This is a genomic window from Klebsiella sp. Q2 (assembly GCF_009900705.1).
GTDB classification, from domain to species: Bacteria; Pseudomonadota; Gammaproteobacteria; order Enterobacterales; family Enterobacteriaceae; genus Klebsiella; species Klebsiella quasipneumoniae.
In genome coordinates this window covers 92,581-116,430 of the sequence record NZ_JAAABE010000002.1, presented here as the reverse complement: position 1 = coordinate 116,430, position 23,850 = coordinate 92,581, and the positions used below count along the sequence as shown (strand labels likewise).

The following is a 23,850-nucleotide window of genomic DNA, read 5'->3' as shown; positions in this document are numbered from 1 at the left end:
CACCTCAACAGGAATCGACTTATGAGAAGCGGGAACCGATCGAAGAAGAGTCTGCCGCGAGAATTTGTGCAACGGTCTGCGTGGTCGCCGTCGGGTCATCTTTGCGGGCGCGATAGAAATTACCAGCCCAGGCAAGCGGGAACGATGCAGAGGTGCCGATATATTTTTGCGTTGGCGCCGCCGGTACGGTTGTGGCCACAGCCGCATAGCCCGACGTATATACTGCCACGCCATCAACATAAACCTTCAGCTGCTGTTGGGTGCCATCGCTACTCAACTGCAGCTCAAAAGCAACCTGGTGAAGCGCGTTGTCATAAATGGACGCCAGCGCAGAGGCCAGGCCGCTGTAGTTTTTACCGCGGGCAAAGACAGAGATAGACGTCGGAGCCGCGCCCGATGCAGGAGTACATACCAGCGCCAGCATTGCCTGAGTCGCATCGTTCAGCGCAGTAGTGGAGAAGCTCAGCGTTTGGTTATTGCCGCTAGCTGCTGTACCAGCTCCGCGGTTGGACATCTTCATCCATACCGTTACGAGCCAGTGAGTATCTGACGGCTGCGGTGCTATAGCGTCCGGGAGGGTAAACATATCGCCGTTAACGCCAGTAAAAACCATTCCGCCGTTAGCGTAATTGTGGGCTTTCGTAAATGAAGCAACTGAGTCCTCATAGCTAAGGCTCTTAATCTGTGCACCCGCGGAGATATTTTTAGCTCCTCCGGCCCATGCGCTTGAAACATCAAACAACGCCTTTGTGCCTGTATTGATAGAAACATCACGGTAGTTTTTTACACCAGTATCAATTACTACGTTTGTATATTGCTCGATGCGTGCGGCCATTATAACCAACCTTTATTAATAAGAAATTGTTTAACGAAATTAGCATTTACGTTTGCACCATAGTCGAGCGCAAACTCTGGCGTCAGAGAGCCACCATTGCCAGTTATTTGTTGTGAAGGATGAAGGTTGTCATATCGCAGTGATCGTGGTGTTAATCCAGCTTCCACATCTGACATATCATCCGGAGAATTAGGGTTAGCGTTATTAATGAAATTTTGTCGTACATCAACACCATTTATACCGCAATATAAATCAGGGTATTTATCCTGATAACGGCTATTCAATTCCATCATTTGATTGTAGCCGGTAGAACCAGTTGGCTCACTTGATGAGTTAAACTCCGCAAGAATAGCTATCTTCTCACCAATAGGCTTAACATACTCAACCATTGAAACAAGATTTTGCATAATTAAATCTGTTTCGCTTAAGTTATTACGCCCAATCCAGAAAATATTTATACACTCATCATGCAAGTCAAACTGGGTTCCTGATGCGATACTGCCACTGACATTAACGGTTGTTATCGGGTACACAAATAAAGGCACTTGCACCGATACAGGAACAGCCTCTCCTGCTGTTTCACGGGTGAAAACAGCACTCGTTCCATCCCAGGTAAAAGTCCCGTCAACTCCCGCAAGATTGCACTTTAAAGCAACTGGCGCAGCCAGTGAGCGGCATGGCCCAGGGACAGCTGGGGTAAGTGTCACTGCGCCACTTGCCGGTATCGATCCACCGACGGGGGCGTAATGAGCCGGAACACCACCCTGACGAGCCGCAATCGCATCGCTTGTCTGTCCGCTTAGGCCAAAGTTGTACGTTGGAAGTCCCGTAAGCGCACGTAACCGGTTGAGAAACGCACCGTTATTGATGAAACTGTGACCCCACCCAACGATTTTTTTGCGCGCAATATAAGCATGCGGAGTAAAGTCTGGTAGCTGTGCGTAAAACAGGCCGCCCGGGGGAGGATCGGCACGGTCTGATTGCCACACGATACGATCCAGAACGTCAGGGCGAGGGTTGGTTTCATTGCTCGTCCCGCTCGTTACCTGTATCTGCTGGTTAGTGGAAATATCCATGACAGATACCTGATACTTCCCATTAGAATCAGGCTCAGACCATGGACACAATGGGTTAGTCTTTTGCGGCACTATTTCCTGAGACTTGGTATATGCTTCATCCCATAAAGGCTTTTTCTGATTATATTCTTCGTAGTCAATTAAAATGTTGTTTTCGGAGTCCACTAAAACAACTTTCGGATTAAATGCAAACTCATCAGGGTCTTTTATTACCGTTGACTCTGAATACGCATTAAGAGCAACTCTTTCACTAGCCGTCGGAATGCCATTAGGGTCAACGTTAACACCTGCCACCATTAAGGAATCACATTTAACAGCCGGGAATCGCGCCGATGTAAACCATCTTACTTCTGTTCCCTTTATGCCATAAATCAGGTTACCATTCATGTCCTCAAGGATAACGTCAAAACCAAACCCGAACTCAAATTCACCATTATCATCATCGGAGCTAAATTTAGTCATATCACTAAATGTCACAAGGTTATCTTTTTCATCTGGTGATAGGATTCCGCTTATGTCAACTGGCACACCATTTACGGTTATGACACCTGTTTCAACTGAATCGAACTCAGCATCACCATAAAATTTAACCTTATTACCATTTAACGTGTAAATGATATTGTGCTCTGCGTCCTCCAAAAGCACATCAAATGGGATGCCGAATTCATACTCTCCGTCTTCCGGAAAGATAAATCTTGTGTTTTCGTTTAACCCTATAAGATTCTTTATGGAATCGTAAGACGGCATTTTTCGCCCGGTAGGCTGTAACGTACCCGCATTATTGATGTACTCATCTGCAAGAGAGCTACCGTCAGTGCTACGTACATAGGTGGCTGAACCTGACGGTATATTCGCGATATCGGACTGAGCTTCCGCGAGGGTCATATACTGACGGCTGAGAGGGATCAGGTTCTTCCGCGTCTCTTCGACAACTTTATCCCCTTCCGCCTTCATTCCGTCTACGGTGTAGTGCTCGCCCCCCAGGCGATCGGTGTATGTCAGGTCGGTACTGGTGACAACCTTATCCAGCATGGCGCCAGCATAAACTGCGTCCCGGATATCCGTGCTCGGAACAGCGTTATCTGTGGGAGTTGGTAACGGTACTTCTGCCATTGTGCATGTCGCCCTATACAAGGCGCACGAAGCCCTCAGAGCTAATCTGATGGTGTGCGCGAAGGTTGGTAATTACTGCTGTGTGTTACGGATAAATCGAGTCTGAATACTCAGTGAGTGAGAGGGTTTGAGTATCGTCACCGTTTGGTTTTGCGCTATCGACGCGCCAGATTGTGGAGTTCAGTTCCGAGTCGGTAGCGATGAAATACCGGCTGGGGTTTTGCACCGTATTGCGGTCATAAATGTTCAAATCGAAGGTATCGGCTGCAGCCTGAAATGCTTTTGGCTTGCCGCTTACCGGATAGGCCCGCCAGCGCCCGCGGTAATTCCCGAGACTGTCGGTCATCACCACCCACATATCACCGAGTGAGAAGTCGAGACGCTCTGACGTCGAGAACACATCCCCGGAACGCCCGGTGATGTATCCAGTCTGCTGCGCGTTGTCATACATGTCCGGACACTGAACCACCGTACCGCGCACCACCTGCGTCGACTCCAGCACTTTCACCGTCATAGTCAGGCGTGAGTAGAGAATTTTTCTCGCCTCAAGCCAGGCCCGATCGGTTGCCTGGGTGGCGTTTCGGCAGCCGTCCAGGCTGATCTGCATCGCGTTAACAGTGGCATCCTCAACCTCAGTGATGCCGCTGCTGTCGATCTGCAGATAGATGTACGCCTTCTTGTTCGTCAGCGGGTCGACGTAGTCCAGCGCCACGCCATCGTAACCACCAGGGAGAGACATTTGCCAGGCGACCTTGTACTCGTCCCAGAACATGTTTGAGCGCGCAAAAACCGCATCCGGATTTGTCACTTTCTCATCACGCCAGAATGTCAGCACATCGCCGATGTTATTGCCGTCAACGCGGGCCACATTGGCGATCGTCGCTATTCGCTCACCGAGAGGCTGTTTCTCATCCGAGAAGGTGTAATCGAAATACCCAAGCTGGGCATCCGGCAGAGAATCGGCAATGGCATACAGAGCTGCGACGTCAATACTGGCCACGTCCTGCTGACCTACGACAACCCACTCATGCAGGATAGCGTCAGCAAAAGAACGACTCGGCCGCAGCGTGTAATCAACTGCGCCGGTTGTCCGGTCGTAGCTGATGGTATGCCGCTGCGCCAGCATATTGTACTTCTGCTCACGGTTGCTGTTGCTGTCATTCGACCCCTTAATCGTGATGCGGGCAATCGTGTCTTCCGGATAGACAACGTTTTCGCGCACGTTAACCGCATGGATCGCCATCAGCGTCACGACGTTAGCGTCATTGCTGTTGTCGAGGCGCTCGATGGTCACCGCATAGCGCCCTGCCCCGGCTGCCGGAACGAACTTATGCGTTGTGCGGAAATACCGGGTCGTCACCTGGAAGTCGTTATCGAAGAAATAATCGTGCTGCTCGGATGTCCCCGGTACCTGATTGTTATCGTCATCGACCTGCCAGAACTTGATCCGGTATTGCGTTGTGCCGGCCGTCGCGCCGAGCTGAACCAGCACATGCACCCAGACCTGAGTGGAGACGATCGGCGACACTGACGGTCCGATAACCAGAGGGGTCTGGTCATTCAGCGTGAACAGCGTCGCGTTGATAACCGCATTGCCCGGCAGAGACGTAATTTCTCCCGAAAGCTCGCCGATATAGAACGTCGTGTACGACAGCGTGTCGTCTCCGATAAAGCTCTCAGAGGAGATGATGTTCCCGGCGCCGGTGACGTTGCGTGTGACGCTTGTGCCGCCGTCGTTCCAGGTAGCATTAATGACGAATGACACGGGGTGTGGCACCGCCAGTGCGGCGAAATATGCAAAGTTATCATCGTTCGACAGCACAATGGCTTTGAGCTGATTACTCTCGATCGCCACCGATGTCGGCGCCGTCGTGGTCGCTGTCTGGGCCGGGAAGTCCTGGCTTTCATTCAGGCCTGGCACAGTCTCGTTATCGACGTCATCGAACTGATACCCGACTTCAATCGTGCCGATCACGTCTCCCGGGTTATAAATCGCAGAACTTGCTCCCGCTAGGCTGCCGAGATTCGATTCCGAGTATCGGATCGACGATATGGTGTACCGGCCGTAACCGACCTCAAACCATTCAGTAAGCTGTTTGTTGTTGTCGACGAACTCGAACAGTGCTTCCTGAATCAGGTCAGGAAAGACGCGGCACTGGCCGTAAATATTCGGGCGCCCCTTGTAGAGTCGCGCGCGGTTCGTCTGGCCGGTTAAGTCGTTGTTGGGGGATTCGCCTGTCGCCACCGATACTGAGGCGCTGGGCTTATTTGACAGGCCGAACACCTTCAGCGCGCCGGAGAGGATTTTCGTGACCGGACGCAATATCGTGGTGATGAGTTTGCCTACCCCGCCCTCTGGCTGGTCGAAAACAGCCACGACGTCACCAGATCGCAGTGGCCGGCTGATATCGTAATCGTCCGGCAGCGCGCGGCCATTCAGTTTCACGACAACATCACGGTGCAGCTGAAGAGAATCCAGCAGGCTCACCAGTGTGGTGCCTGCATCTACCGTCCCCCGCTGCAGCGGCGCTCCGGGCAGCCTCTGTAACTCATATCGCACCATGCACCATGTACTCCACTTTGCTGTAAACCTTCAGTAATGCCAGCGGGCTGTCGCAGCGCACGAAACCGAATTCGCCGCGGGCATGCAGGCACTTAACCGGGCTGATCATCACACCGATATGCGCCGGCACTTCGCCGCGGTAAAAAACGGCGATGCATCCGGTGGCGGCCACCGGCACACGCCGCCAGTGGGTGCGCTCCTGTTCGTAGCAGGTGATGAACTCTGCGCCCGATTCGTAGCCAGCGATGTGATGTAGCTCCAGGCCGAGCACATTCCGGTAATAGAGAACCACCAGGCCCCAGCAGTCCATCTGCTCAAAACTGCAGGCGCGGTTAGCCCAGGGCTTGCCGTTAACAAGCCCGATAAAGTCGCTCTGTGTCATACGGTGATTAGCCCGGGATAGTCTTTCGTGGTGTAAATGATGGAGTTGGCCAGCGTCAGCGGGTTAGTCTTGCCAGCGGTCACGGTGACGTTGCTGGCATCGGCGGAAATGTCGTTCACGTAAAGCGTCCAGTCTTTCAGGGATGATGCATCGCCGATCGCGTTCCACTGCTGATACAGGCACTTAATCGGCTTCATGCGCGCGGCCCCGCGCCAGCTTTTCAGTGTCTGCCGGACATGTTCCGTCGCGGCGACAAAAGTGATCGTCATGGATATGACCGCCGTTCCGTCCTGCGCCGGCTCGGTCACGCTGAACCGCGCAGGCTCGAATGAGTTTCCGCCAAACGTCGCCGGGCGAAACAGGTTATTGACCACCCGGTAATAGCCGAAAGCCGGATGATAAAACTCCACCGTCTGTTTGATATCGCTTGCCGGCCGCCGCTCTTTCCATTCTCGTAATGTTGGCATCAGTCAGCCCTCGGCATCACTTCGGTGATCAGGTAATCCAGCCAATAGCCGTAGCCCGGCTGCGCCTCAACAATCCAGTCGTCGTAGTCCTCGGTAATGTCCTCGAGCCCGTTGCTGATAACCGTTGCGGTCCAGGTGACAATGTTGCCGTTTTTGCTGGTCTGCACCGGCATATCGACGAAATGCAGCGTCTGCTGCTGAACTCCCTGCGTATCACCCAGGTCGATCGGCATCTGGAACCAGTTACGCCCGCGGTCGCAGTACGTCGGCGAGCGAAGCCACGACTTAAACCTCTCGGCCTGCGCGAGCGTGAATATCCACTGCAGCGTCCAGGTCGCTTTCAGGTCCGTGGTGATCGGCGTGATTATCAATGGACCGACTGCCGTCTGCGTCGTCTGCCAGGCTGTATCCTGCGTCATGTTCTGTTCGGCGCGCTGGGGAAGCGGCAGGAACGGAGGGTATTGAACTGTTGCCACGTTTCCTCCGGGCATTAAAAAACCCGCCGGAGCGGGTTTGGTTTAGTAAGCACCTTGCGCTTTGCGGCTTAGTCCAAATGTCTGCTGCATCTGAGAGGATACCGGGCCGCCTCTTTCCATGTCGGTGATCAGCAAGTCCACCACCGCACTACCGTCCTGCATGTAGCCGTTGGCACTCTGAACGGTGGCGCCGGTAGACTGGTTGATGACGTTCACCTGCACGCTGACCCCTCCTCCTGACTGCATATCCTTATTGCTGATGACCTTCCCGTTATCGCCGGGGATCATGTACTGCTTGCCGGTGCTGGCCTGGTAGATCTCTGGTTTACCTTTCTCGCCGACCTGATACAGACCGCCAGCTGATACCGGGCCGCCGTTGTAGCGAGCGCCGGCAAGCGCAAGCCCGCTGGCAAGTCCAACTGTCGAACTGATACCAGCTGCTGCCGGGCCAGCGTTAGCACCGAACGAGGCGAGCGATGCCATCGCGGCCGCCGGAGCCCAGGCAGACGCGGTGGTTGCTGCCAGCCCGACTGATGTCGCCACCGATGCGGCACCGAGCGTCTGACCGAGGATGTAGTTTTTCAGCGCTTCGACGCCAACCTGAACAATGCTGTTGATCACGCTGTTCAGGATGGTGTTACCTAGCGACCGCATCGCCTCCTGTGCTGACATTGTGCCGGTTAGCAGACCGGTGATCGCATTGGAGGCATTCCCGCTAAACGCATCCACCGCACTCGTCAGCATGTTATAGCCGAGGCTTTGCTGGCTCAGCATTTCCCATTGAGCTGCGATCCGCTGCTGCTCATACTGCCGGTCAGCGGCATTTTTCAGCGCCAATGCATTCTCATGAGCGAGAACCCCTTGCTGCTCGAACTGCTGAATCAGCGCCAGCTCCTGCGCGTGCTGGTTGGCCAATTGCTGCACCGGGTCAACTTCTGCAAGTGCCTGCTGGGTGGGGTTAACCACCTGCTGCGAGCGTATTTTGGCAAGGTTGGCCTGATGCTGGGCCTCCAGTTGCTCACTGGTTTGATCGTACTGTTGCTGGGTAATCCTCTTTCCATCAAGAGCAGTTTTCAGATCCTTCATATCCTGCTGATAAGAGGCGTTCTCTCTTGTTTCAGGGAGGAGCTTTTGAGCGGCGGCTTGGGCTTTGAGAGCATTGGCCGTATCCCATGCCGCCGCTGCATCACGTTCAACTTGAGCAACCTGCTGCGGTGTAGCATTCGTTAACTTCTGTTTTGCTGCCAGTATCGCCTGTTCGCGCGAGAGTTCGCTTGTAGAATCGGCAGCCAATTTTGCTTTCTGGCTGTACTCTTCGACAACTTTTGCATTTCTCTCTGCCTGACTCTCACCTTTCTTCTGCTCCGCTGTCAGCTTCTTATGCGAATCGAGATTGGTGTAAGTCGCGGCAGCATCATCCATCATTCGCTTGGTGTGCGGATCGTCTTTCGAGAATCCCGCGTCCTCAGCTGCATATTGAGCCGCTAATTTTGCCCTTGCGGCACCTTGTAGTTTAGAGAGCGCCAGATTCCTCTCGGACTGCTGAATTAAGCTTTTTTGCCCGGCGGTTAGGTTATCAGTGGACTTCTTCAACATTTCAAAGTTAAAGGCCGCCTGAGATGCTCCGGTGGAAAGGTCTACTATCTTGTTGTAAAGCTCTACTAACTCCGGCTTGGCGTTTTTTGATGACGAAATCATATCGCCAATTCTTAACGCTAAAGTCTGCAGAGCCTGAGGTGATGGGTTATCGCTTAGATCGGCGAGTTGCTTAGTAAGACCAAACGCCGCCTCTTCAGAAATACCCAATCTAGAGGCTACGGCACCGACAGTATTGCCGATGCTATTGGCTGTTGCCGAGAACGCCTGTCCCGCGCCATACGCCTGATTTATCGCAGATTTGTAATCATCTGTCGTGATATTTAGCGACTTAAGCCGATCGTTGAATCCGTCAATTGATGCATAACCACCACCAAAAGCTGAAATAGCTTTATCGCCAAATGAAAGGAAGGAGTCAGCGGCATCACCGATGGCTTTAGGTATCTTTGAAATTGCCTGATTGTATTCAATCGCAGCCTGATTTCTGAGTAATGTTGCAGCGGTAGCATTCACTCTAGCAAGGTTTGCGTATTTGTCAGAAAGTGCAGCGATACCCTGAGTAGAAATAGAGATAACATCATTCATCCTCTCGGCGGCATCTTTAAGCGCATCCATTGCACTTTTGCCACCATTAAGAGAAGAAATTAAAGTCCCTGCAACAACAGTTCCAAGCGCGATTAGCGCCCCGACGATAGCACCACCCGGCCCGAATGCCCCAGCCAGCTGCGACCCTTGCTGACTAAATGCTACCAATGCAGATTGACCACCTTGGACCTGAACGATGAAGTCCTGGATCTGATAACCTGCCTGCTGAACACTTCCCTTCAACCCTGAAGACATCACTTTCGAGGTAGCATTAAGTTGCGTATCAAGCTTTTTGAATTGCCCTGATGTTTTTTGTGCATTATCGCCAATGTTATCTAGGGCTTTATTCGCCTGCTGCTGACCAGTAAGCAATTTTGCAACATCGGCCTCAATCTCAATGTAGACTCCGCCAAGATTTTCACCTTCAGCCATACCTTTCTCCGGGCAATAAAAAACCCCGCCGGAGCGAGGTTTGTGTTGTCTACGAAAGTTTCGTAATTATTTGCCAATTACGTACTCTGCATTAGCCGCAGCTTCTGGACTCAATTTTTAATTGTTGATCCAGTAACTTCAACATATTGCGACCGCTCTCGCTCTTATCAGATAAGAAAGCAGGCTCTTTTGATTTCTTAATGAAAACATGCCCTGCATCACCATCTGTATAAACGAACCGACCTCCAATTTTACTTATATCGGTATGTCCCGAGACAATACCACAGACAGCGTTTGAGCTTCCATTCCTGAAAACCTTTATCTCTGAGAAATCCAGTCCTAACAATGGGTTGAAATTACTGTCACAAATAATGACAGCAGAGCCACTTCTGGCTTTACCGCTAGCCTCAAGTAATCGCCATCTTTCGCAGTCTCCCGGCTTATACTTCTGAGATAGCTCTTTTCTTACTGCCTCTTTTGCATCATTAATGATCTGAGTATCAGATTTTGCATAACAAAAGTGTGACAAGAAAAGTAGCCCGATAATGATTAACCGCATCACATCGCTACCCCGCACTCTTTATGAATAGACTTCTCATTCATCATTTTAATGGCCTTTATTTGTAAGCAGACGACGTTACAACCTTCTTTCCATCCGGTTCAGAGCAGGAGATCATAACTGTTCCATCGTTGGTCCAGAATTTAACTATGTAAAGAATATTCGTATCTACTATTACATTGGCCGGATAACTATCACTAATCTGGCTAAAAATGTTATACGCATCTTGTTTGCAGTGATCAAAATCAACCACCTGCACACTTTTAGTTACGGGAGACTCTTGCTCAGGATACTGTCCTGATGCGGCCATTGAATTAAGCTGTTCTTTTGTATAGCTTGTTGACGCCGCTGTGCTGAATGCCAACGAAAGCGAAGCCACTAACAGAAACTTCCTCATATCCCTATCCCCACTGGTTAGTTTTGGACAGATTAGCAGGGATAGGAGAGAACGACAAAACCACCTGATCGTTTATCAGGATGTTCGGCGGCGCGCTTTCAGAGTAGGTTGGAGCGTAAATCCGAAACAAGGAATCAACATGGATAAGTTTGACCGCATAATCCAGCGAGAGCTACTCCAACGTCTCTGCGACATTTACCCAGAATCTGCCGATAGTAGCTTCTCAAAGGAGTTTTCAGAAAAATTTGGAGGCATTAATATCTTTACTGCCAACTTACTTTATCTTGCTGGTCACGGACTCATTGAGATAAGACTTAGCAATGAAATAGGCCGACGACTGCCATCTGTAATGGACTCTTTCACGAAAATCACCAGCAAAGGCATAGATTTCATTCGCGATGACGGCGGTTTGGGCGCAATTCTGAACGTACAAACCATTAAGTTTCACCGGGATGCGGTGATCGTCCTCGAAGACCTGATCGCCATTTCAAACATGAACGACGAACAGAAGGAAAAAGCCAAGTCGACTCTCGGCGAAATGTCGACGGAAGCCATTAAAACCGTGGTACAGGCAGCAACAACCGCCGGGATATCAGTGCTTCTTGGAAAGTGAGCATGAACAATAAGACACAAACCCGCCGCATGGCGGGCACTGATCAAATGTCAGGATTTCGGATTGTTTCTTCCGGAGTTAGTCTCTTGACGGTTCATGCCACGTGTCCACTCTGCAATATCCTCATCATAAAACAGAAGCTCAGTATCTTTGTTAAGCAGTGATGACAGTGCGGCCTGAGCAAAAATGCTGAAATTTCTTAACCTTGCCCCCCATGTCTCATAGGTGATTTTAATGGACAAAGCCCCTTTGAAGTTGCAGTTCCCGTCGGATATTTCTGCTGCCTTTTGCGCCACTCTCAAAGAAAACGACATAAAGTACACTCCCAAATTAGAACGAAGATATGAATTCAGAACTGGTGATATGGGTTTTATCGTCAACTCTGCCGATTTGAAAGAAATTGCAATAGCGTTGATAGAGTCCAAAGCTTTCTGGGGGTGTTTGGGTAGCGCGATATGGGCATTCACCAAGCGAAACTCCCGTAAAACCATTTTTGTTGAGAAAGACGGCTATAAATTTAAGGCTACCGGGATGTCTCAGGAGGAATTGGCAAAATCTCTTGAAAATGCGAAAAACCTCATAGTTACAGCTAAGAATAATGATGACCGTATAAGCTAGGGCTACTTTTGCTCTTCGAAGCGCCAGACGCACAAAGAGGTAATCCGCAGTCATGTTTTCTCACGCGCCATCATCGCCTGCCAGCGGCGATCGTCTTCTTCCATGACCGTGTCGTACTCTTCGCGCGTGAAGCCGCTCTGATTGGGGTACTTGGCGTTAATCATCATGGCGAACTCTGTCATCGTGAGGTTCTCAGCCTCTTCCCGGCTTATACCGAAATGGTTGCGGGCCGCCATGATGTAGTCGGCTGCGCGGAATTCTGTGGTTGTTTCGTTCGTTTCGTAACGCTGCAGCTTCCGCACCTTCGCTTTGCCGATGATGCCGTGCATCATCAGGTTTTGCGCGACAATGACCATACTTTCCGGCGGCATGCTGCCCGGGCGCCATACAAAGCCACGCTTGCGTGATTTCCCCGGCTTCATCCACCCAACCAGATCGCCGATATCATCGTCACAACATGCTGTAAGTACCGTATGCGCGGCCATGAGCGCTTTGCGTGACAGAAGCCCGCTATGCATAAACCGCAGGACGCAATCAGGAAGGCGGCTGTACTCATCGCGGATATAGGCCTCAGCCGCGCGCTGCGCGAATGGTGTCGTCTCGTCATTGCACAGGTCATAGAACGCCTGGACAATATCCTCTGGCTCACCGATTCGCGCCACGTTGCGAAACGACGGCTGGAAAAAGAATTCCCGATCACCGGTACCGATAACGCATTCGCCTAATTCTTTAATCGGGGTCATAGTCGCTCCATAAACAGTATCAAGGGCGCAGAACGCCCTTTGTACTATTCACGAAATGCCTGGTGGTTAACTGATGGTGACCGTGCAGGATGCAGAGGTGATCGTGACTGGTGTCGCGGAAGAATCGGTGACTTCACAGGTATAAACCCCGGCATCACCAGAAGCAGCGCTGGCCTTGTTGAAGGTCGCCGTTGTTTGCCCGCTGACAACCGTGCCGTCTTTCTTCCAGACGTAGGTGTAAGGCAAAGTGCCACCCTCAACCACGACCGACATATTCAGCGCCGATCCGGCAGCCACGCTCTTGGTGGTCGGCAGGTTGGTGGTGAACGCCAGCGCCGGGCCAGCAACTTCAAAGACTACAGTATCGGCATCGTAGACTTTCCATTCCCCGGAGAAGGTCGAAATATCCGTGGTGCCGAAATCACCAGACCAGGAGGTGGTGTTGAAGTAGCCCATGATATAAGTGCCGGCGTCTTCACCAGTGAAGTCGAAGCGGACCCAGACTGTCGGCTGACGGCCGGCCTGCACTTCATCGAAAATATATTTCGAGATGGCAATAGCGCCAACTTCAGTCGTCTTGTCTTTTTTACGAAACTCACCTTCCCCGGAAATGGTGACGTCCATATTGTTGACCAGGTTCTCAACCATACCTTTCGTATCGTCAGCCTCAGAGGTGACGGTATTCATGGAGTAGTCAAAGCCCTTGGTGGTCATGGCGCCGAGTCGCTTCCATTCGGAAAGCGCAGGAACCGTATCAGCACAGCCAAAAGCCATGCGGAGCACGGCCACCTTACCAATCAGCTTGCCGGTGTCATTAGCGCAGCCTTGCATGTATGCCTCTCAATTAAAAAAGGCCGCCATATGGCAGCCTGATGGGTGATTCTGACGATTATTCGCCGTATGTGCAGGAGATGAGTAGCCGGGTTACTAATCGGCCCTCTTCGGTGGGGATCGGCGCCGGGACATTACCGACAAGCCGCAGCGCGCCAACGCAATCATCGGCGCCGGATTGCGCGCTGATATACTCCACAATGGCGTTTACCGCGGCGTCAGCAGCATCGGGATTGGCCTTCGAGGAGATCACATCAACCATCACATACCAGTCGCCGCCAAGGTCAAAGGTGATATCGGTACCGCCGGAAGACCTGAACACGATGAACTGGTCCATGTCTTTCCCGGTATCGCGCCATTGCCGCCACTGGACCTTAAACCCCGCGATAAGCCCCTCAGCCACAAAGAGGTCTTTGAGGCGCATATACATCGGAGGGGTCATAGCGAAAGCTCCTTCTTCACCACCGCGTCAATCTGGCTGCGGGTATCCTCGAAGCCCTTCGTTAAGAACTCCTTGCGGGCCGTTGCTCGCGTGAAGTTTTGTTTCACTGCCGGGTCGTGAACATACACCGCATAGTTGGCGGAATAACCAACGCGCCCGGTTATCCTGGTACCGTTAGCCGTGATTTCGCGGAACTGGCTGTTGATGAGCGTCGACGTATCGATCGGGGTGTAAAGCGCGGCCTGCGCGCTGCCGATAAGCATCGCAGACTGGATTGCCCGCACGACTTTACGCCCCTGGACGTCTTTGATGATGCGCTCGAGGTTGGCCTTGGCCTGCCGGATGCCGCGAACTTTAACGCCCATAATCAGACTCCCGTAATCAGTGCGAAATCGTCCGCCAGTCGCTCGAACGTATCTGCGAACTGGACGATCTGCCGTATCTCGTCGGCCTCATCCGGTGGTGCTGCATCGGTCGACGCGCCAATCAGGATGTAATCCCCTTCCCGCGCCGTTGCGTACTCGGTCCATATCGTGTTTTTAACCACGATCTCCCGGCCAAGGTCTCCGATTTTTGCAGAGAGACCACCCTGGTAGTCGCAGAGGATAGCGATCGGTGCTTCCCACCCGTACGGCTGACCTCCGCCGTCGGTATCACTACCGTCAGCATCGCGTATACGCCGCCAGATTGTCGCCGTCGCGGTGTATGACCAATTAGCTACCGAAGACATCAGTCATCCCTCCATCGCAGCACAACGGCGTCTGTGGCGCGTATGCGGTCGCAGTTGATGTACCACTCACCATTGCTTTTCACGTACGCCGTCGTTTGTTGGCCTGTATCGGTGATCACCCACACCCGGGTAAACGTCCGCGGCAGCCGTTGCTGAACTGAAACCCACGCCATTAGCAGCCCCCGACCACCATAAACAGGCCCACACTGTTGCCGGCGCTGATCGGTAGTTCACTGGTGCAGCCGCTGGTATCCAGTTTCGCCAGCGAGTCACGCAACCAGGTAATGCCGTCGTCACCGTAGTCGAACGAGCGCGACGCTCCTGATGGCGCCCCCTGCGATTTTATTCGCCTGGCGCCGGATGACGTCGCCATGAGCGCAGCGGCATACATCAGGATGAGCTTTGCCGTGCAGTCGTCATATCCCGCACCATCAAGGCACGGGATAATCTTGTTCACCACGCAGAGAATCGAATCGAGCAGAGCGGCCGGGATGGAGTAACCCAATTCACCGAGGAACGCCTGCACGTCTGCCGCTGTGATTGGGTCAGCCATGGTTATTTCGCCTTCTTCGATTTGCTGGCAGATTCTTCCTGCTGCTCTGCCTGCTCTGCCTGCTCTGCCTGCTCTGCCTGCTCTGCCTGCTCTGCCTGCTCTGCCTGCTCTGCCTGCTCTGCCTGCTCTGCAGCATCATTGCCAGGTGTAGCCACTTCCAGTGTCTGGTCGTCATCACTGATGATTTCAACCAGACCGGCGGCCACCCAGCGCTTAGCGACATCGCCGCTTACCGAAACCTGAGCACCAACCTCCAGTTTCTGGAGATTGGCACCGGAAAGCAGGTTATCGCGAACCACTTTTACCAGTGCCATAGTTGCCCCTTAGCTGTGCGCGTAAATAACAGATTTGCGATTGTTGATGTCGGTCTTAACCATCAAGCCCATCGCACCCCAGGTGCGCCAGACGTAGTCACTGTTATAGAACTGGCGAGGGTCAGCAACGGTGCCGACCGCCTGGCCGACAATCGGAGCGATAACGCCGGCGGTAAGCGGAACAATCAGGATCTGGTTACCAGACAACTGCGCATCTTCTTTGATGGCTGCAATGCCAGAAAGCTTCAGCAGCTCCTGCAGGATGGTGTCAGACTGGTAGTTGTCGCTGAAGTAGCGTTCCAGATTTGAGGTGATCTCGCCTGAAACATACCAGGTCTGCTGTGCATACTGCAGGTTGGTCAGCTTCATCACGTCGCGCAGAGCAATGGCTGCATTGCGGATTTGCTCAGCCGTTGCGCTTGAGCTGGTGAAGTCGATATTTAGGCCGGAAGCACTGAGATCGACAATCTGCACCCGCTCATCGGCTTTTACCCCCTTCCAGGTCTTGCCATCAAAAGCGATATAGTTGCCAGCAGAGTCACGGAAACCGTTGAAAACGTAATCCACGTACTGACGACGAACATCATCAACAGAGCCGCGCTGAGCGTCGGCCAGAGAAGCCAGAGCGGAGCCTTTGTTGAAAATCGGATCACGCCACTGGAATTTGAAGCCAGAGTCGTGGATCGGAACCATCGTACCGTCGAAGGTGTACGCGCGCGCATCAAGCGCCGCACCAATTTGGCCGGACATGGAGGTATGCGCCCAGCCGCGGCCACCGGTGCGAGCATACTCGTACACGGACTCTTCAAGACGAACAGAGCGGGACAACGGGATCAGGTCGTTAAGCAGAGTGAATTCAGTAGTTGGTTCGAATTCAGCCAGCACAGTCTGATCATAAGCGCGATACAGGCGGCGGATATCGTCGACAGCGTTCGTCGCGTCCAGCGCCGGAGTGTTTGCCGCATCACCACGCCAGCGGGTGCGGGATACGAAATCTGCAACGGCCTGAGCACTCATATTGCGCGCCAGTTGCAGCTCATTGAACTGCGCCTGGTTAGCTTCGAGGTTGCCCGTCTCAGTCGCGCGTCGGGTGGAAAATACAAACATTCAGCCTCTCCTTACTTGAACACGACGCGAACCAGATCGCCTGCTGTGGCGGTCAGGGACTTGTCTTCTTCGACATAGGCAAAGATGGTTTCACCTTCTGCCAGTGCTTTAATTTGGCCATTGGCCACAGAAACCGGCTGGCCCTTGGTGTAGGTACCAGCTGCAGCGCGAACGTTGAGGAAAACGCCCGGCGTTGGCTGGATGTTTACCACCCAGTCACCGATCGCATAGGCATCGTCAACCGTTTTGCAGCGCAAATAGTCGTAGTTAGCAACGTAAAGAATTGCGTCTTCAGCGCCATCAACAGACGGTGTAGGCTTGGCTGCACTGAAAAAGATAACGGTACCCGGCAGAAACGCTGCGGCCGCAGAACCTTCACGATTAAGTTGCGGGCTGGGGAAAATCCCGCCCGCGTGAATTACGTGTTTCCCGTCTTTAGCCATTTTTTACTCCGGCATTTCGCTGAAAGAATCGTTGTTGTTGACCGAACGGAATGCACCATTCAGGCCGGTAGAGGTCTGGCACTGAGCAAACAGGCCATCAAGGGCGGCGCCGTCAAGCGCATTCACCGCCAGGTCATCCAGCCCGAATTTCGCTTTTACGGCAGCGCGTTTTTCGCCTTTCTCTTTGTCAGCGTTCACGGCAAGGCCTGACTTGACGGCTGCCAAATCATCAGCAAATGGCTTAAACCATGCCGGCGCTTCTTCGCTGTTGCTGGCCTGCTCTTTTTTCTTAGGCTTGCCGGTGGCGGGGTCGATTTCGTCGCCGCCATCTTTCTTGGCTGCCGCCTTCTCTGCCGCTAACTGGTTGTAAGCGTCCATCAGTTCGGCATCGGACTTGCCTTCAGTCGGCTTACCCGCGGCTTGGAGCGCATTGATAATCAGTTCTTTCATCGGATCGTTCTCTCCGTTGGTTTTAATCTCGTACTCAATGGGTTTGCGCACGACTTCTACAGGTTCGCCGACGAACACGGCTTTGCCGTCATCATCGATGAGGTACTTCTGCTTTAGGTATCTGGCGTCATCGCGGTAGATGAAGCTGTCTGGCCACACCGTTTCTGGCCATAGCCACTTATCTTCTGTGTCACCCTCGCGAAGCTTGTCGCTGATAGCGCGTGAAATGTCGTCAAAAGAGAAGTTGGAGGCATTGGTGAAGAAGAATTTGGTCTTGTTGAGCAGGCCTTCGCGTGTGCAGTCGATACCATCAGCAAGGCGTGCAACTTCGATCTGCTGCTCATGACCTTCTGAGTTGACGAAGATGCCCACGCCTTCTTCAGGTGTTCCGGCTCCGGGTTCATCGAGCAGCACCGCCACATGGTCAAACATCATGTTGGTGGCGATCTCGTTGTACTTTTTGCCCTTTGACTCGCCATTAGCGGCAATGCCGGAATACAGCAGTCCTGTAGAGATATGGATGGGTTCTGAGTTGGTACCGGCGATCATCTCATCAAGGCGATTAATCAGGCGTTTGCCCTTCTCGCTTGACTCAGCGTACTGACGGTTAACGTACATATCGCCCGTCACCTTCCCGTCTTTGTGGCTGACGTTCTGCAGCCATGCGCCGACGTGATATTCATTCACCGCCCGGACATCGCGAGCAGACACATGCTTGCCATCCACTTTCGGGTGGCCCAGCGGCATCGGGTTAAGCTCAAGCGTGTTGTAGGCCTTTTCGATTTCTGCTGCCGGGTACAACTTCCGGTTCATCACGATATCGTCCACGACAGGCGTGATGCCGCGAACCACGATATGTGGCTTGCCGTCGATGGTTTCAGTGGTGATGTTTGAAGCGGAGTTGACGACGGTCAGCACGTTAACGCGGTTGCGTTTCATGCTGGGTCCTCATAGGTGGATTTCAGGCAATAAAAAAGGCCGCCGCAGCGACCATTCAGTCAATTCTTAAAACATCAATCCTTTCGTGGATAGAATCAATGTAATCTTCCACGCTAGGGTGGGGATATCCATAGTAGTAATCTGAAGTATCTTCACTGATGCTCTCACTTACGATGTCGTTAGTCCTGTCTATAAGCAATTCCCGGTAACGTTCATTTGGAACAAATATTCTACTTACTTCATCTAAGGATAATTCAGGCTCATTGAGACGCCACTCTCGCTCCCAAGTGAAGTCAATGCCAAATGGCGAGCTTTCTGACCTTGCGTCCAGATCAAACGGCATGAAACGCCATTGAATAACCGGATCTAAGAGTTGTTTTTCAGCTATTGGTGAGTAGATAACCGGTCGCCCTCCGGCAGTAAACACTCTTCGCTTAGAAAACTCAAATCCAAAAGGTTGATATTTAGATGTATCATCTCTAAGGGAGTACTTGGTTGATTCTGTAAAACAGATGCATTCATGACCACCTGCCTCCATTGTCAGACCTGCTCTGATTGCCCCATCTCTTATGATGTTGATTAGCACTTCAAATGCAGTTGAGTAATCGAGGCTATTATTCCTCATAAAAGGTACTGCTTTTATCCAGTGATAAAGATAACCAGAATTGTCATTTCTTTTAGCCATACTCTCCCCCTTGGAAAGTATGAATTTATTAATTAATTGACAGAAATCCAAGTATTTTTCTCTTGATCCAGCTTCTCAGCCAGCCCTTTGTTGAAAATGCTACCGTCGTCGTTGAGCAACACCGGAATCTGGCTGCAATAGCAGTTGTACCGGTTGCCGTTCTCAGCGTAGAAGTCTCGCACCTGCTCGGTGGTGTAGACCTTGCCGTGGCGGCTGGCGTGCCAGCTGCGCGTCGTTGGCTTGAGTGCTGACAGCCACAATAAGCCGGTATTTAGCCCCAGCCTCTCGGAAGCCCAGTCCGTTTCGTTCCATTGCGCCTGGCGCAGCGCGCCAACCTGCTCAGTCTGAGCGATGGTCTTGGCCTTCGACATCGAAACATCGAGGCGCTTACTGATGACGCTGGCCGTTTCGCGAGGATTCACCCCACGCGCGACCGCATCGGTGATGATGTTGGTCAGATCGCCACGGGCGGTGTCGCTGATGACCTTCCAGTCACTGAACGTTGTCAGTCTGGCGGCTGCCACCTGATTAAGGTGACCAGGGCTGCTTAAAAGCTGCTGTAGCGTCGTCTGGCTGGCGTATACCTGCGACTGCTGCGAGAGATTGTTGAAGGCCTCCAGCGTTCCGCGCTGCGCCTCAGCGGCGACGTAATCCATCGCCCACAGGTTTTGTTCGCCGCCTTCCAGCAGGTAATCGTCGAGAATGGACTGTACCGCTTCGAGCAGGTCGGCCAGTTCCTTCGCTGACATGTCGTAGATGAACTTGCCGGCGTTGACCTGGTAGAGCATTGGCTCGGCGCCGTTAACGTGGCACAGGAAGTGCCAGCTATGGCTGTTAACCTCTCGCTCTCTCCCTGTCAGGCGCTGGTCAAACAGTGCTTTCAGAGCGCGCTTGATGCCGAGATACCGGTCCTCGATATCCCGGAACATCGCGCTGACCTGCTTAGCCGATCGCGTCGGGTCAACCTTGCTGCGCGGAACTATCGGCAGCCCCACCTTTGCCGTCTGCTCCGGTGTCATCGGCCAGTGGATCATCGGTTGTCACCTTGTCATTCGGGTTAGGTGGTTGCTTTGGCTCAGGCAGAGGGTCGAGGCCTACAATCTCGCGAAGTTCGTTGGCCGTGAATGGCGGTTCGCCACCGTAGAAGCCAGAAGTTTTCTGAACGATATCGGCCAGTTTCGATGCGTTCTCGATTTTCTCTTTCTCGCCCGGGGCCAGCAGGTCAGTCCATGAAATGGTGACCTCTCCATTTGTCGGCGGATCGATAATGCCCAGGGTCCAGAAGCGCTCCAGCAAGGCTGTGATTCGGTCAGTCAGGAAGCCGTTGCGGCGGGTATTGCGACGAATGGCCCAGTCGGTTTTATCCTCATCGCTCGCCAGGCGCCCGGTCTGCTGTCCAAACAGGATTGTAAACGGGATTTGTACTGACGCCGCCAGTTCGTTCGCGGTGACCTCCCAAGTCGGCCCCGGGTCGCCGGGTGTCACGCTGAGGACGTGCATCTGCCCGGCCTGCATGACCGCCGCTGCATCGGTGCCGCGGTTAAGCTTGTTGACCTTATCGCCCATAGCTTCGCCGAGGTCAGCATAACCAGCCTTCTTCGCCAGATCGGACAGTGTGGCCATGTCGGTTTCTTTGCTGAACTCGACAGCGATCTGCCGGCTGGCGTTCTTCAGGAAGCCCTCAGCGCCACCACCGGAAATCTTCTCAAGGTCGAGTCCTTTGTTGTATCCGGCCTCAAGCAGCGGGATACCCGACAGAACGTTGTCATCTTCCGAGCCTTCACAGAACAGGATCACCCTGCTCGGATGCACAGGCTCACCACGCGTCGGTCCGACGAAAGCCTCGTCTCCAACCGGTTGCTCGTTGAAGTTGAACATCTTCGGCTGGCCGAACGTCTCGGACTGGCGATCGTTATCCCATTCGGCGACAGTTAACTGCGGCTCCCACACCGGAATAAGTTTTACCAGCGCTGACTCTCCCAGGGATTTCACCAGCCGGATATCTACTGGCTCACTCCATGGCTTGTTATCTTTCACCTGCAGCAGCAGTGCGGAGTAACGCCCGACCATATTGCGGCGGTCGGCATCCTTCACCTTCGGCCACCATTTCTTCATGAATCTTGTGACGTTCTTTTCCCACGGGTTAGTTTTCTTCGCCTCCTGGGACTCATCACCATCAACGATGACCGGATAGTCCTGCCAGCATCCATCCAGAAGACGATGCACCACAGCGAATCCTGCGGCGTTACGGCGGTACATGTTGTAGAAGTCGTTAAAGGTGATCGTGCGCGGGTAGCCAAACTCCTGATAGAGCGTAGGGCGCTTGGTATTGCCCCCGCCGATACCGATGGCGTTAAGGTAATTCGCTCGCCGCATTTCAGTGGCGAGATTGTTCACAGCCAGTTGAAGGCCGTTATCTTGTTCGCTCACTGGCGATGCTCCTTAGAAGAATACTGCGCCGACTTGCGCTTTGTGCTTGATATACCCGTCCAGACCGTACCGGACACCGTCCCAGCAGTGGTTGTTCTTGTCCTCTATGACCGGCAAGATTTCGCCAGTGATCCGGTCAGTTTTGTACGAGTAGAGCCGAGCTTCTTTGGCCGTCTCCTTGCAGCGTGGGTGAATGATGATTTTCTTAAAGCCACGCAGGCAAGTTATCCCATCCTCTACGCTGCCCTGCCATTTCTGAGCTGCTGAGATATTGAAACCCTGGCCCTTGATATGGCTGATTGTTTCAGGTCTGGAGTTGTCGGCTTTGATAGGCCATTTGCGAGCCTCGGGTATGCCGGGGAATTTCGCCTCGTCAGTAACTTTCCAGTCTTCAAGCTGTTTCGGCGTGGCATCGGTTTTTCCAGCGTAAAACTTCCACATGTCATCGAGCTCTACACCATTACCGTAGGCCTCGTATTCGATGTAGAGGTTGTTATCCAGGATGAACATCCGAATAAGCGTGCTTGGGTCTTTTGCGAAACCGAAGTCGGCGCCGAACAGCAGGCGCTCTGATTTCTTCCAGAGGTCGTCTTCAAAGCTCTGCACGACGTATTTATTCGCCAGCACCTGCTTGTCTGAGTTCTCCAGATAGGCGCCTTCCCAAATCCACGCATAATCGGCGTAGTCAAGGTTTTCCAGATCTTCGAGGCGCTCTTCTTCGAGTACATCCGGGAACCACGGATTGTCGCTGTAGTTCATCTCGACAATCATCGAGCTTTTCGGCGGGTTCTTTCTGAAGAGTTTGTCAGTGGCGCTGCCGTCTTTCTCCGGGTTCCATGTCACCCAGATTTCAGAGCCATTTTCACGCACCGTCGGGCGAAGCTTCTTCCAGGCCGTCGCCGATACCGACTCAGCCTCATCTACCCACGCAACCAGAATGCGCGCCTTTGACTTAATACTGTCGAGGTTGTGGCGCAAGCCGCAGAAGACGTAGCTGACGTTGCGGTTTTTAGTGCGGATGTACTTTTCGCCAATATCGAAGTAGTCATCCAGCCAGGGGACAGACCGGATCGCCTGTTTCACTTCCTCCATCGATGACTCTTCGAGGGAGTTCATAAACTCGCGAGCGCAGAGTATGACGCCGCTTAATCCGCTTTCGGCTGCCTGATACGCTTTAACCGCACTCATCAGCGCGAATGTGCGCGTCTTTGCAGAACCTCGGCCACCATGCGCACCACGATAGCGAATGCCCTCTGTCGCGAATACGGGAACGAGCTTCGCCGGGATTTGTAGGTCAACCTGACTTTCCATTAGTTGGCTCTACTCCTACCAGTCTGATCGTCGTTGGTCTCGGCGACATGCTACCGTCAGGACTGGTGTGTTCGACTTTTTGCTTATTGCTGTAAGCCTCACCCACCTCTTTTGCTGCCTGCTCCAGTAGTTGGGCCGTCATACCGATGTTCTTCATGTTCTCAGCAGTCATCGACATTCGCTGCAGTACGCGCAGACGGTAGGCCTTGTTGGCGATCGGAATATCGGAAATTTCGTTGAGAAAACGGTCGCGGGTAAGGTTGAAAAGTTCGACCCATTTTTGAGCCAAACCTTTCCCTGCCGCCTTTGTCGGGTCATGCGATGCCACCTGCTGGCGCGTCACCTGAACCTTGAATTCTTTTTGTACGGACTCGACGATTTGGGATGGCGTATCAAAGCAAGCGAGCTCTTGAACGATAAAGGCTCTCACTTCTGGTTTTAGTGCAGCCATAACCCACCGTCCGTATAAAGCAGTATAAAATCACGCCATCTTAAGCATGCATGTCCCGCAAGCCCTGGCAACATCGATATGAGCAACCTCCGCCGGCCTGTTCGCCGCATCAACCATTTCCTGCACGTCTTTGCTGGCGCCGTAACGCCGGACCACTCCGACGAATTCCTCGACGTCATGGCCGCGAAGTTTGAGCACCGGCATTCCGGTCTCTTTGTTGAACTTCGGCGCGCCATAGTCATCGGTAGCCTGGGCGATGTGGTAAAGCTCATGCTCTACCAGTGCGCAGAACTCCAGATCGTTGCATTGCTCGCAATAGTCGGCAGCCAGGGTGATGATGAACTTCGGTATGCGACCGAACCATTCATGCATCTGCTGCTCCATGCGGGATTTCTGCCAGCCACCGGCGCGGAGCATTACTTCTTCACATTGACCGAGAACGACGCGACCGCGTTTATCAAAGGCATTCGACGCCCACATAAACGCTATGTCGGCCGTGTGGAGATGGAAGTGATCCTCGTTATGGAGGCTGCCGTTTTCCATCAGGATATTGTCGCTCACCCAGCTATAGACCTCGTTCGCAGGGATGATAGCAATGTATGGGCGGTAGTTTTCAGGACTAGTGAAGTTAACGGGAGGGTATGGTCTGCGATTGTCATTTCCAGTCATACAGAACGACCCTCTGATTTTTATACTTCCCCGGTAATTT

General features: G+C 52.8%; 27 protein-coding genes. 2 read left to right on the top strand and 25 right to left on the bottom strand.

Features of this window, described 5'->3' with window-relative positions:
• Positions 1-19 precede the first annotated feature (19 nt).
• The 9 genes from GT756_RS08245 to GT756_RS08205 all read right to left on the bottom strand — a co-directional run bounded on the left by GT756_RS08245 (position 20) and on the right by GT756_RS08205 (position 10,481).
• On the bottom strand, positions 20-835 hold the full coding sequence (locus tag GT756_RS08245; RefSeq protein ID WP_160124694.1) for a hypothetical protein: 816 nt from the start codon (positions 833-835) through the stop codon (positions 20-22).
• Positions 835-3,024, bottom strand: a complete 2,190-nt coding sequence (locus GT756_RS26155; protein ID WP_254067442.1) for a hypothetical protein — start codon at positions 3,022-3,024, stop codon at positions 835-837. The genes GT756_RS08245 and GT756_RS26155 overlap by 1 nt, the downstream gene beginning before the upstream one ends.
• 85 nt (positions 3,025-3,109) lie before the next feature.
• The gene (locus GT756_RS08235) at positions 3,110-5,587 is read right to left on the bottom strand and encodes a MoaD/ThiS family protein (protein ID WP_160124693.1); all 2,478 of its coding nucleotides are present in this window, start codon (positions 5,585-5,587) and stop codon (positions 3,110-3,112) included.
• On the bottom strand, positions 5,574-5,969 hold the full coding sequence (locus GT756_RS08230) for an NlpC/P60 family protein (RefSeq protein WP_144232629.1): 396 nt from the start codon (positions 5,967-5,969) through the stop codon (positions 5,574-5,576). Before GT756_RS08230 ends, GT756_RS08235 begins: the two co-directional genes overlap by 14 nt.
• Positions 5,966-6,436, bottom strand: a complete 471-nt coding sequence (locus GT756_RS08225) for a hypothetical protein (protein ID WP_160124692.1) — start codon at positions 6,434-6,436, stop codon at positions 5,966-5,968. The genes GT756_RS08230 and GT756_RS08225 overlap by 4 nt, the downstream gene beginning before the upstream one ends.
• Entirely contained in the window at positions 6,436-6,912 is a 477-nt protein-coding gene (locus GT756_RS08220; RefSeq protein WP_174562429.1) for a hypothetical protein, read from the bottom strand. The genes GT756_RS08225 and GT756_RS08220 overlap by 1 nt, the downstream gene beginning before the upstream one ends.
• A gap of 42 nt (positions 6,913-6,954) precedes the next feature.
• A complete protein-coding gene (locus GT756_RS08215) occupies positions 6,955-9,525 on the bottom strand; it encodes a tail protein (tape measure) (RefSeq protein WP_160124691.1) in 2,571 nt (856 codons plus the stop codon).
• 91 nt (positions 9,526-9,616) lie between these two features.
• Positions 9,617-10,084, bottom strand: coding sequence for a hypothetical protein (locus tag GT756_RS08210; RefSeq protein WP_241506745.1), 468 nt, complete (start codon positions 10,082-10,084; stop codon positions 9,617-9,619).
• 58 nt (positions 10,085-10,142) lie between these two features.
• On the bottom strand, positions 10,143-10,481 hold the full coding sequence (locus tag GT756_RS08205) for a hypothetical protein (RefSeq protein ID WP_087847129.1): 339 nt from the start codon (positions 10,479-10,481) through the stop codon (positions 10,143-10,145).
• 139 nt (positions 10,482-10,620) lie between these two features.
• Here GT756_RS08205 and GT756_RS08200 point away from each other — a divergent pair, with 139 nt between their 5' ends.
• Together GT756_RS08200 and GT756_RS08195 are read left to right on the top strand one after the other, a co-directional pair.
• Entirely contained in the window at positions 10,621-11,094 is a 474-nt protein-coding gene (locus GT756_RS08200; protein WP_231535051.1) for a hypothetical protein, read from the top strand.
• Between the two features lie 234 nt (positions 11,095-11,328).
• Complete coding sequence (locus GT756_RS08195; RefSeq protein ID WP_087847127.1) at positions 11,329-11,712, top strand: hypothetical protein; 384 nt, start codon at positions 11,329-11,331, stop codon at positions 11,710-11,712.
• Positions 11,713-11,762: 50 nt separating this feature from the next.
• Here the strand turns inward: GT756_RS08195 and GT756_RS08190 are convergent, their stop codons facing one another.
• From GT756_RS08190 to GT756_RS08110, 16 genes are all read right to left on the bottom strand, one after another.
• The gene (locus GT756_RS08190; RefSeq protein WP_160124689.1) at positions 11,763-12,455 is read right to left on the bottom strand and encodes a DUF6246 family protein; all 693 of its coding nucleotides are present in this window, start codon (positions 12,453-12,455) and stop codon (positions 11,763-11,765) included.
• Positions 12,456-12,521: 66 nt separating this feature from the next.
• Positions 12,522-13,286: an immunoglobulin domain-containing protein gene (locus GT756_RS08185; RefSeq protein WP_160124688.1), complete on the bottom strand. Its 765-nt coding sequence runs from the start codon at positions 13,284-13,286 to the stop codon at positions 12,522-12,524.
• 58 nt (positions 13,287-13,344) lie between these two features.
• Complete coding sequence (locus GT756_RS08180; RefSeq protein WP_160124687.1) at positions 13,345-13,728, bottom strand: hypothetical protein; 384 nt, start codon at positions 13,726-13,728, stop codon at positions 13,345-13,347.
• Positions 13,725-14,093 (bottom strand): HK97 gp10 family phage protein, encoded by a 369-nt coding sequence (locus tag GT756_RS08175; RefSeq protein WP_160124686.1) that lies wholly within the window; start codon positions 14,091-14,093, stop codon positions 13,725-13,727. The genes GT756_RS08180 and GT756_RS08175 overlap by 4 nt, the downstream gene beginning before the upstream one ends.
• 2 nt (positions 14,094-14,095) lie before the next feature.
• Positions 14,096-14,458 (bottom strand): hypothetical protein, encoded by a 363-nt coding sequence (locus GT756_RS08170; protein ID WP_023301678.1) that lies wholly within the window; start codon positions 14,456-14,458, stop codon positions 14,096-14,098.
• Between the two features lie 172 nt (positions 14,459-14,630).
• A complete protein-coding gene (locus GT756_RS08160) occupies positions 14,631-15,011 on the bottom strand; it encodes a hypothetical protein (protein ID WP_024622703.1) in 381 nt (126 codons plus the stop codon).
• Positions 15,012-15,013: 2 nt separating this feature from the next.
• Positions 15,014-15,325, bottom strand: coding sequence for a hypothetical protein (locus GT756_RS08155; RefSeq protein WP_160124685.1), 312 nt, complete (start codon positions 15,323-15,325; stop codon positions 15,014-15,016).
• Positions 15,326-15,334: 9 nt separating this feature from the next.
• Positions 15,335-16,432, bottom strand: coding sequence for a major capsid protein (locus GT756_RS08150; protein ID WP_004178847.1), 1,098 nt, complete (start codon positions 16,430-16,432; stop codon positions 15,335-15,337).
• A gap of 11 nt (positions 16,433-16,443) precedes the next feature.
• Positions 16,444-16,875 (bottom strand): hypothetical protein, encoded by a 432-nt coding sequence (locus GT756_RS08145; RefSeq protein ID WP_160124684.1) that lies wholly within the window; start codon positions 16,873-16,875, stop codon positions 16,444-16,446.
• Positions 16,876-16,878: 3 nt separating this feature from the next.
• The gene (locus tag GT756_RS08140) at positions 16,879-18,264 is read right to left on the bottom strand and encodes a DUF2213 domain-containing protein (RefSeq protein ID WP_160124683.1); all 1,386 of its coding nucleotides are present in this window, start codon (positions 18,262-18,264) and stop codon (positions 16,879-16,881) included.
• 55 nt (positions 18,265-18,319) lie between these two features.
• Positions 18,320-18,949 carry a hypothetical protein gene (locus GT756_RS08135; protein WP_130963605.1) on the bottom strand — a complete coding sequence of 210 codons (630 nt, stop codon included), beginning with the start codon at positions 18,947-18,949 and terminating at the stop codon, positions 18,320-18,322.
• A 32-nt stretch (positions 18,950-18,981) separates the two neighbouring features.
• On the bottom strand, positions 18,982-19,983 hold the full coding sequence (locus GT756_RS08130) for a phage minor head protein (RefSeq protein ID WP_160124681.1): 1,002 nt from the start codon (positions 19,981-19,983) through the stop codon (positions 18,982-18,984).
• Positions 19,910-21,379: a DUF1073 domain-containing protein gene (locus tag GT756_RS08125; RefSeq protein ID WP_160124679.1), complete on the bottom strand. Its 1,470-nt coding sequence runs from the start codon at positions 21,377-21,379 to the stop codon at positions 19,910-19,912. The genes GT756_RS08130 and GT756_RS08125 overlap by 74 nt, the downstream gene beginning before the upstream one ends.
• 12 nt (positions 21,380-21,391) lie before the next feature.
• Positions 21,392-22,690 carry a PBSX family phage terminase large subunit gene (locus GT756_RS08120; protein ID WP_064181888.1) on the bottom strand — a complete coding sequence of 433 codons (1,299 nt, stop codon included), beginning with the start codon at positions 22,688-22,690 and terminating at the stop codon, positions 21,392-21,394.
• Positions 22,674-23,141 carry a DUF2280 domain-containing protein gene (locus GT756_RS08115; RefSeq protein ID WP_064323892.1) on the bottom strand — a complete coding sequence of 156 codons (468 nt, stop codon included), beginning with the start codon at positions 23,139-23,141 and terminating at the stop codon, positions 22,674-22,676. Before GT756_RS08115 ends, GT756_RS08120 begins: the two co-directional genes overlap by 17 nt.
• Positions 23,142-23,171: 30 nt before the next feature.
• Positions 23,172-23,810: a putative metallopeptidase gene (locus GT756_RS08110; RefSeq protein ID WP_160124677.1), complete on the bottom strand. Its 639-nt coding sequence runs from the start codon at positions 23,808-23,810 to the stop codon at positions 23,172-23,174.
• Positions 23,811-23,850: the final 40 nt, after the last annotated feature.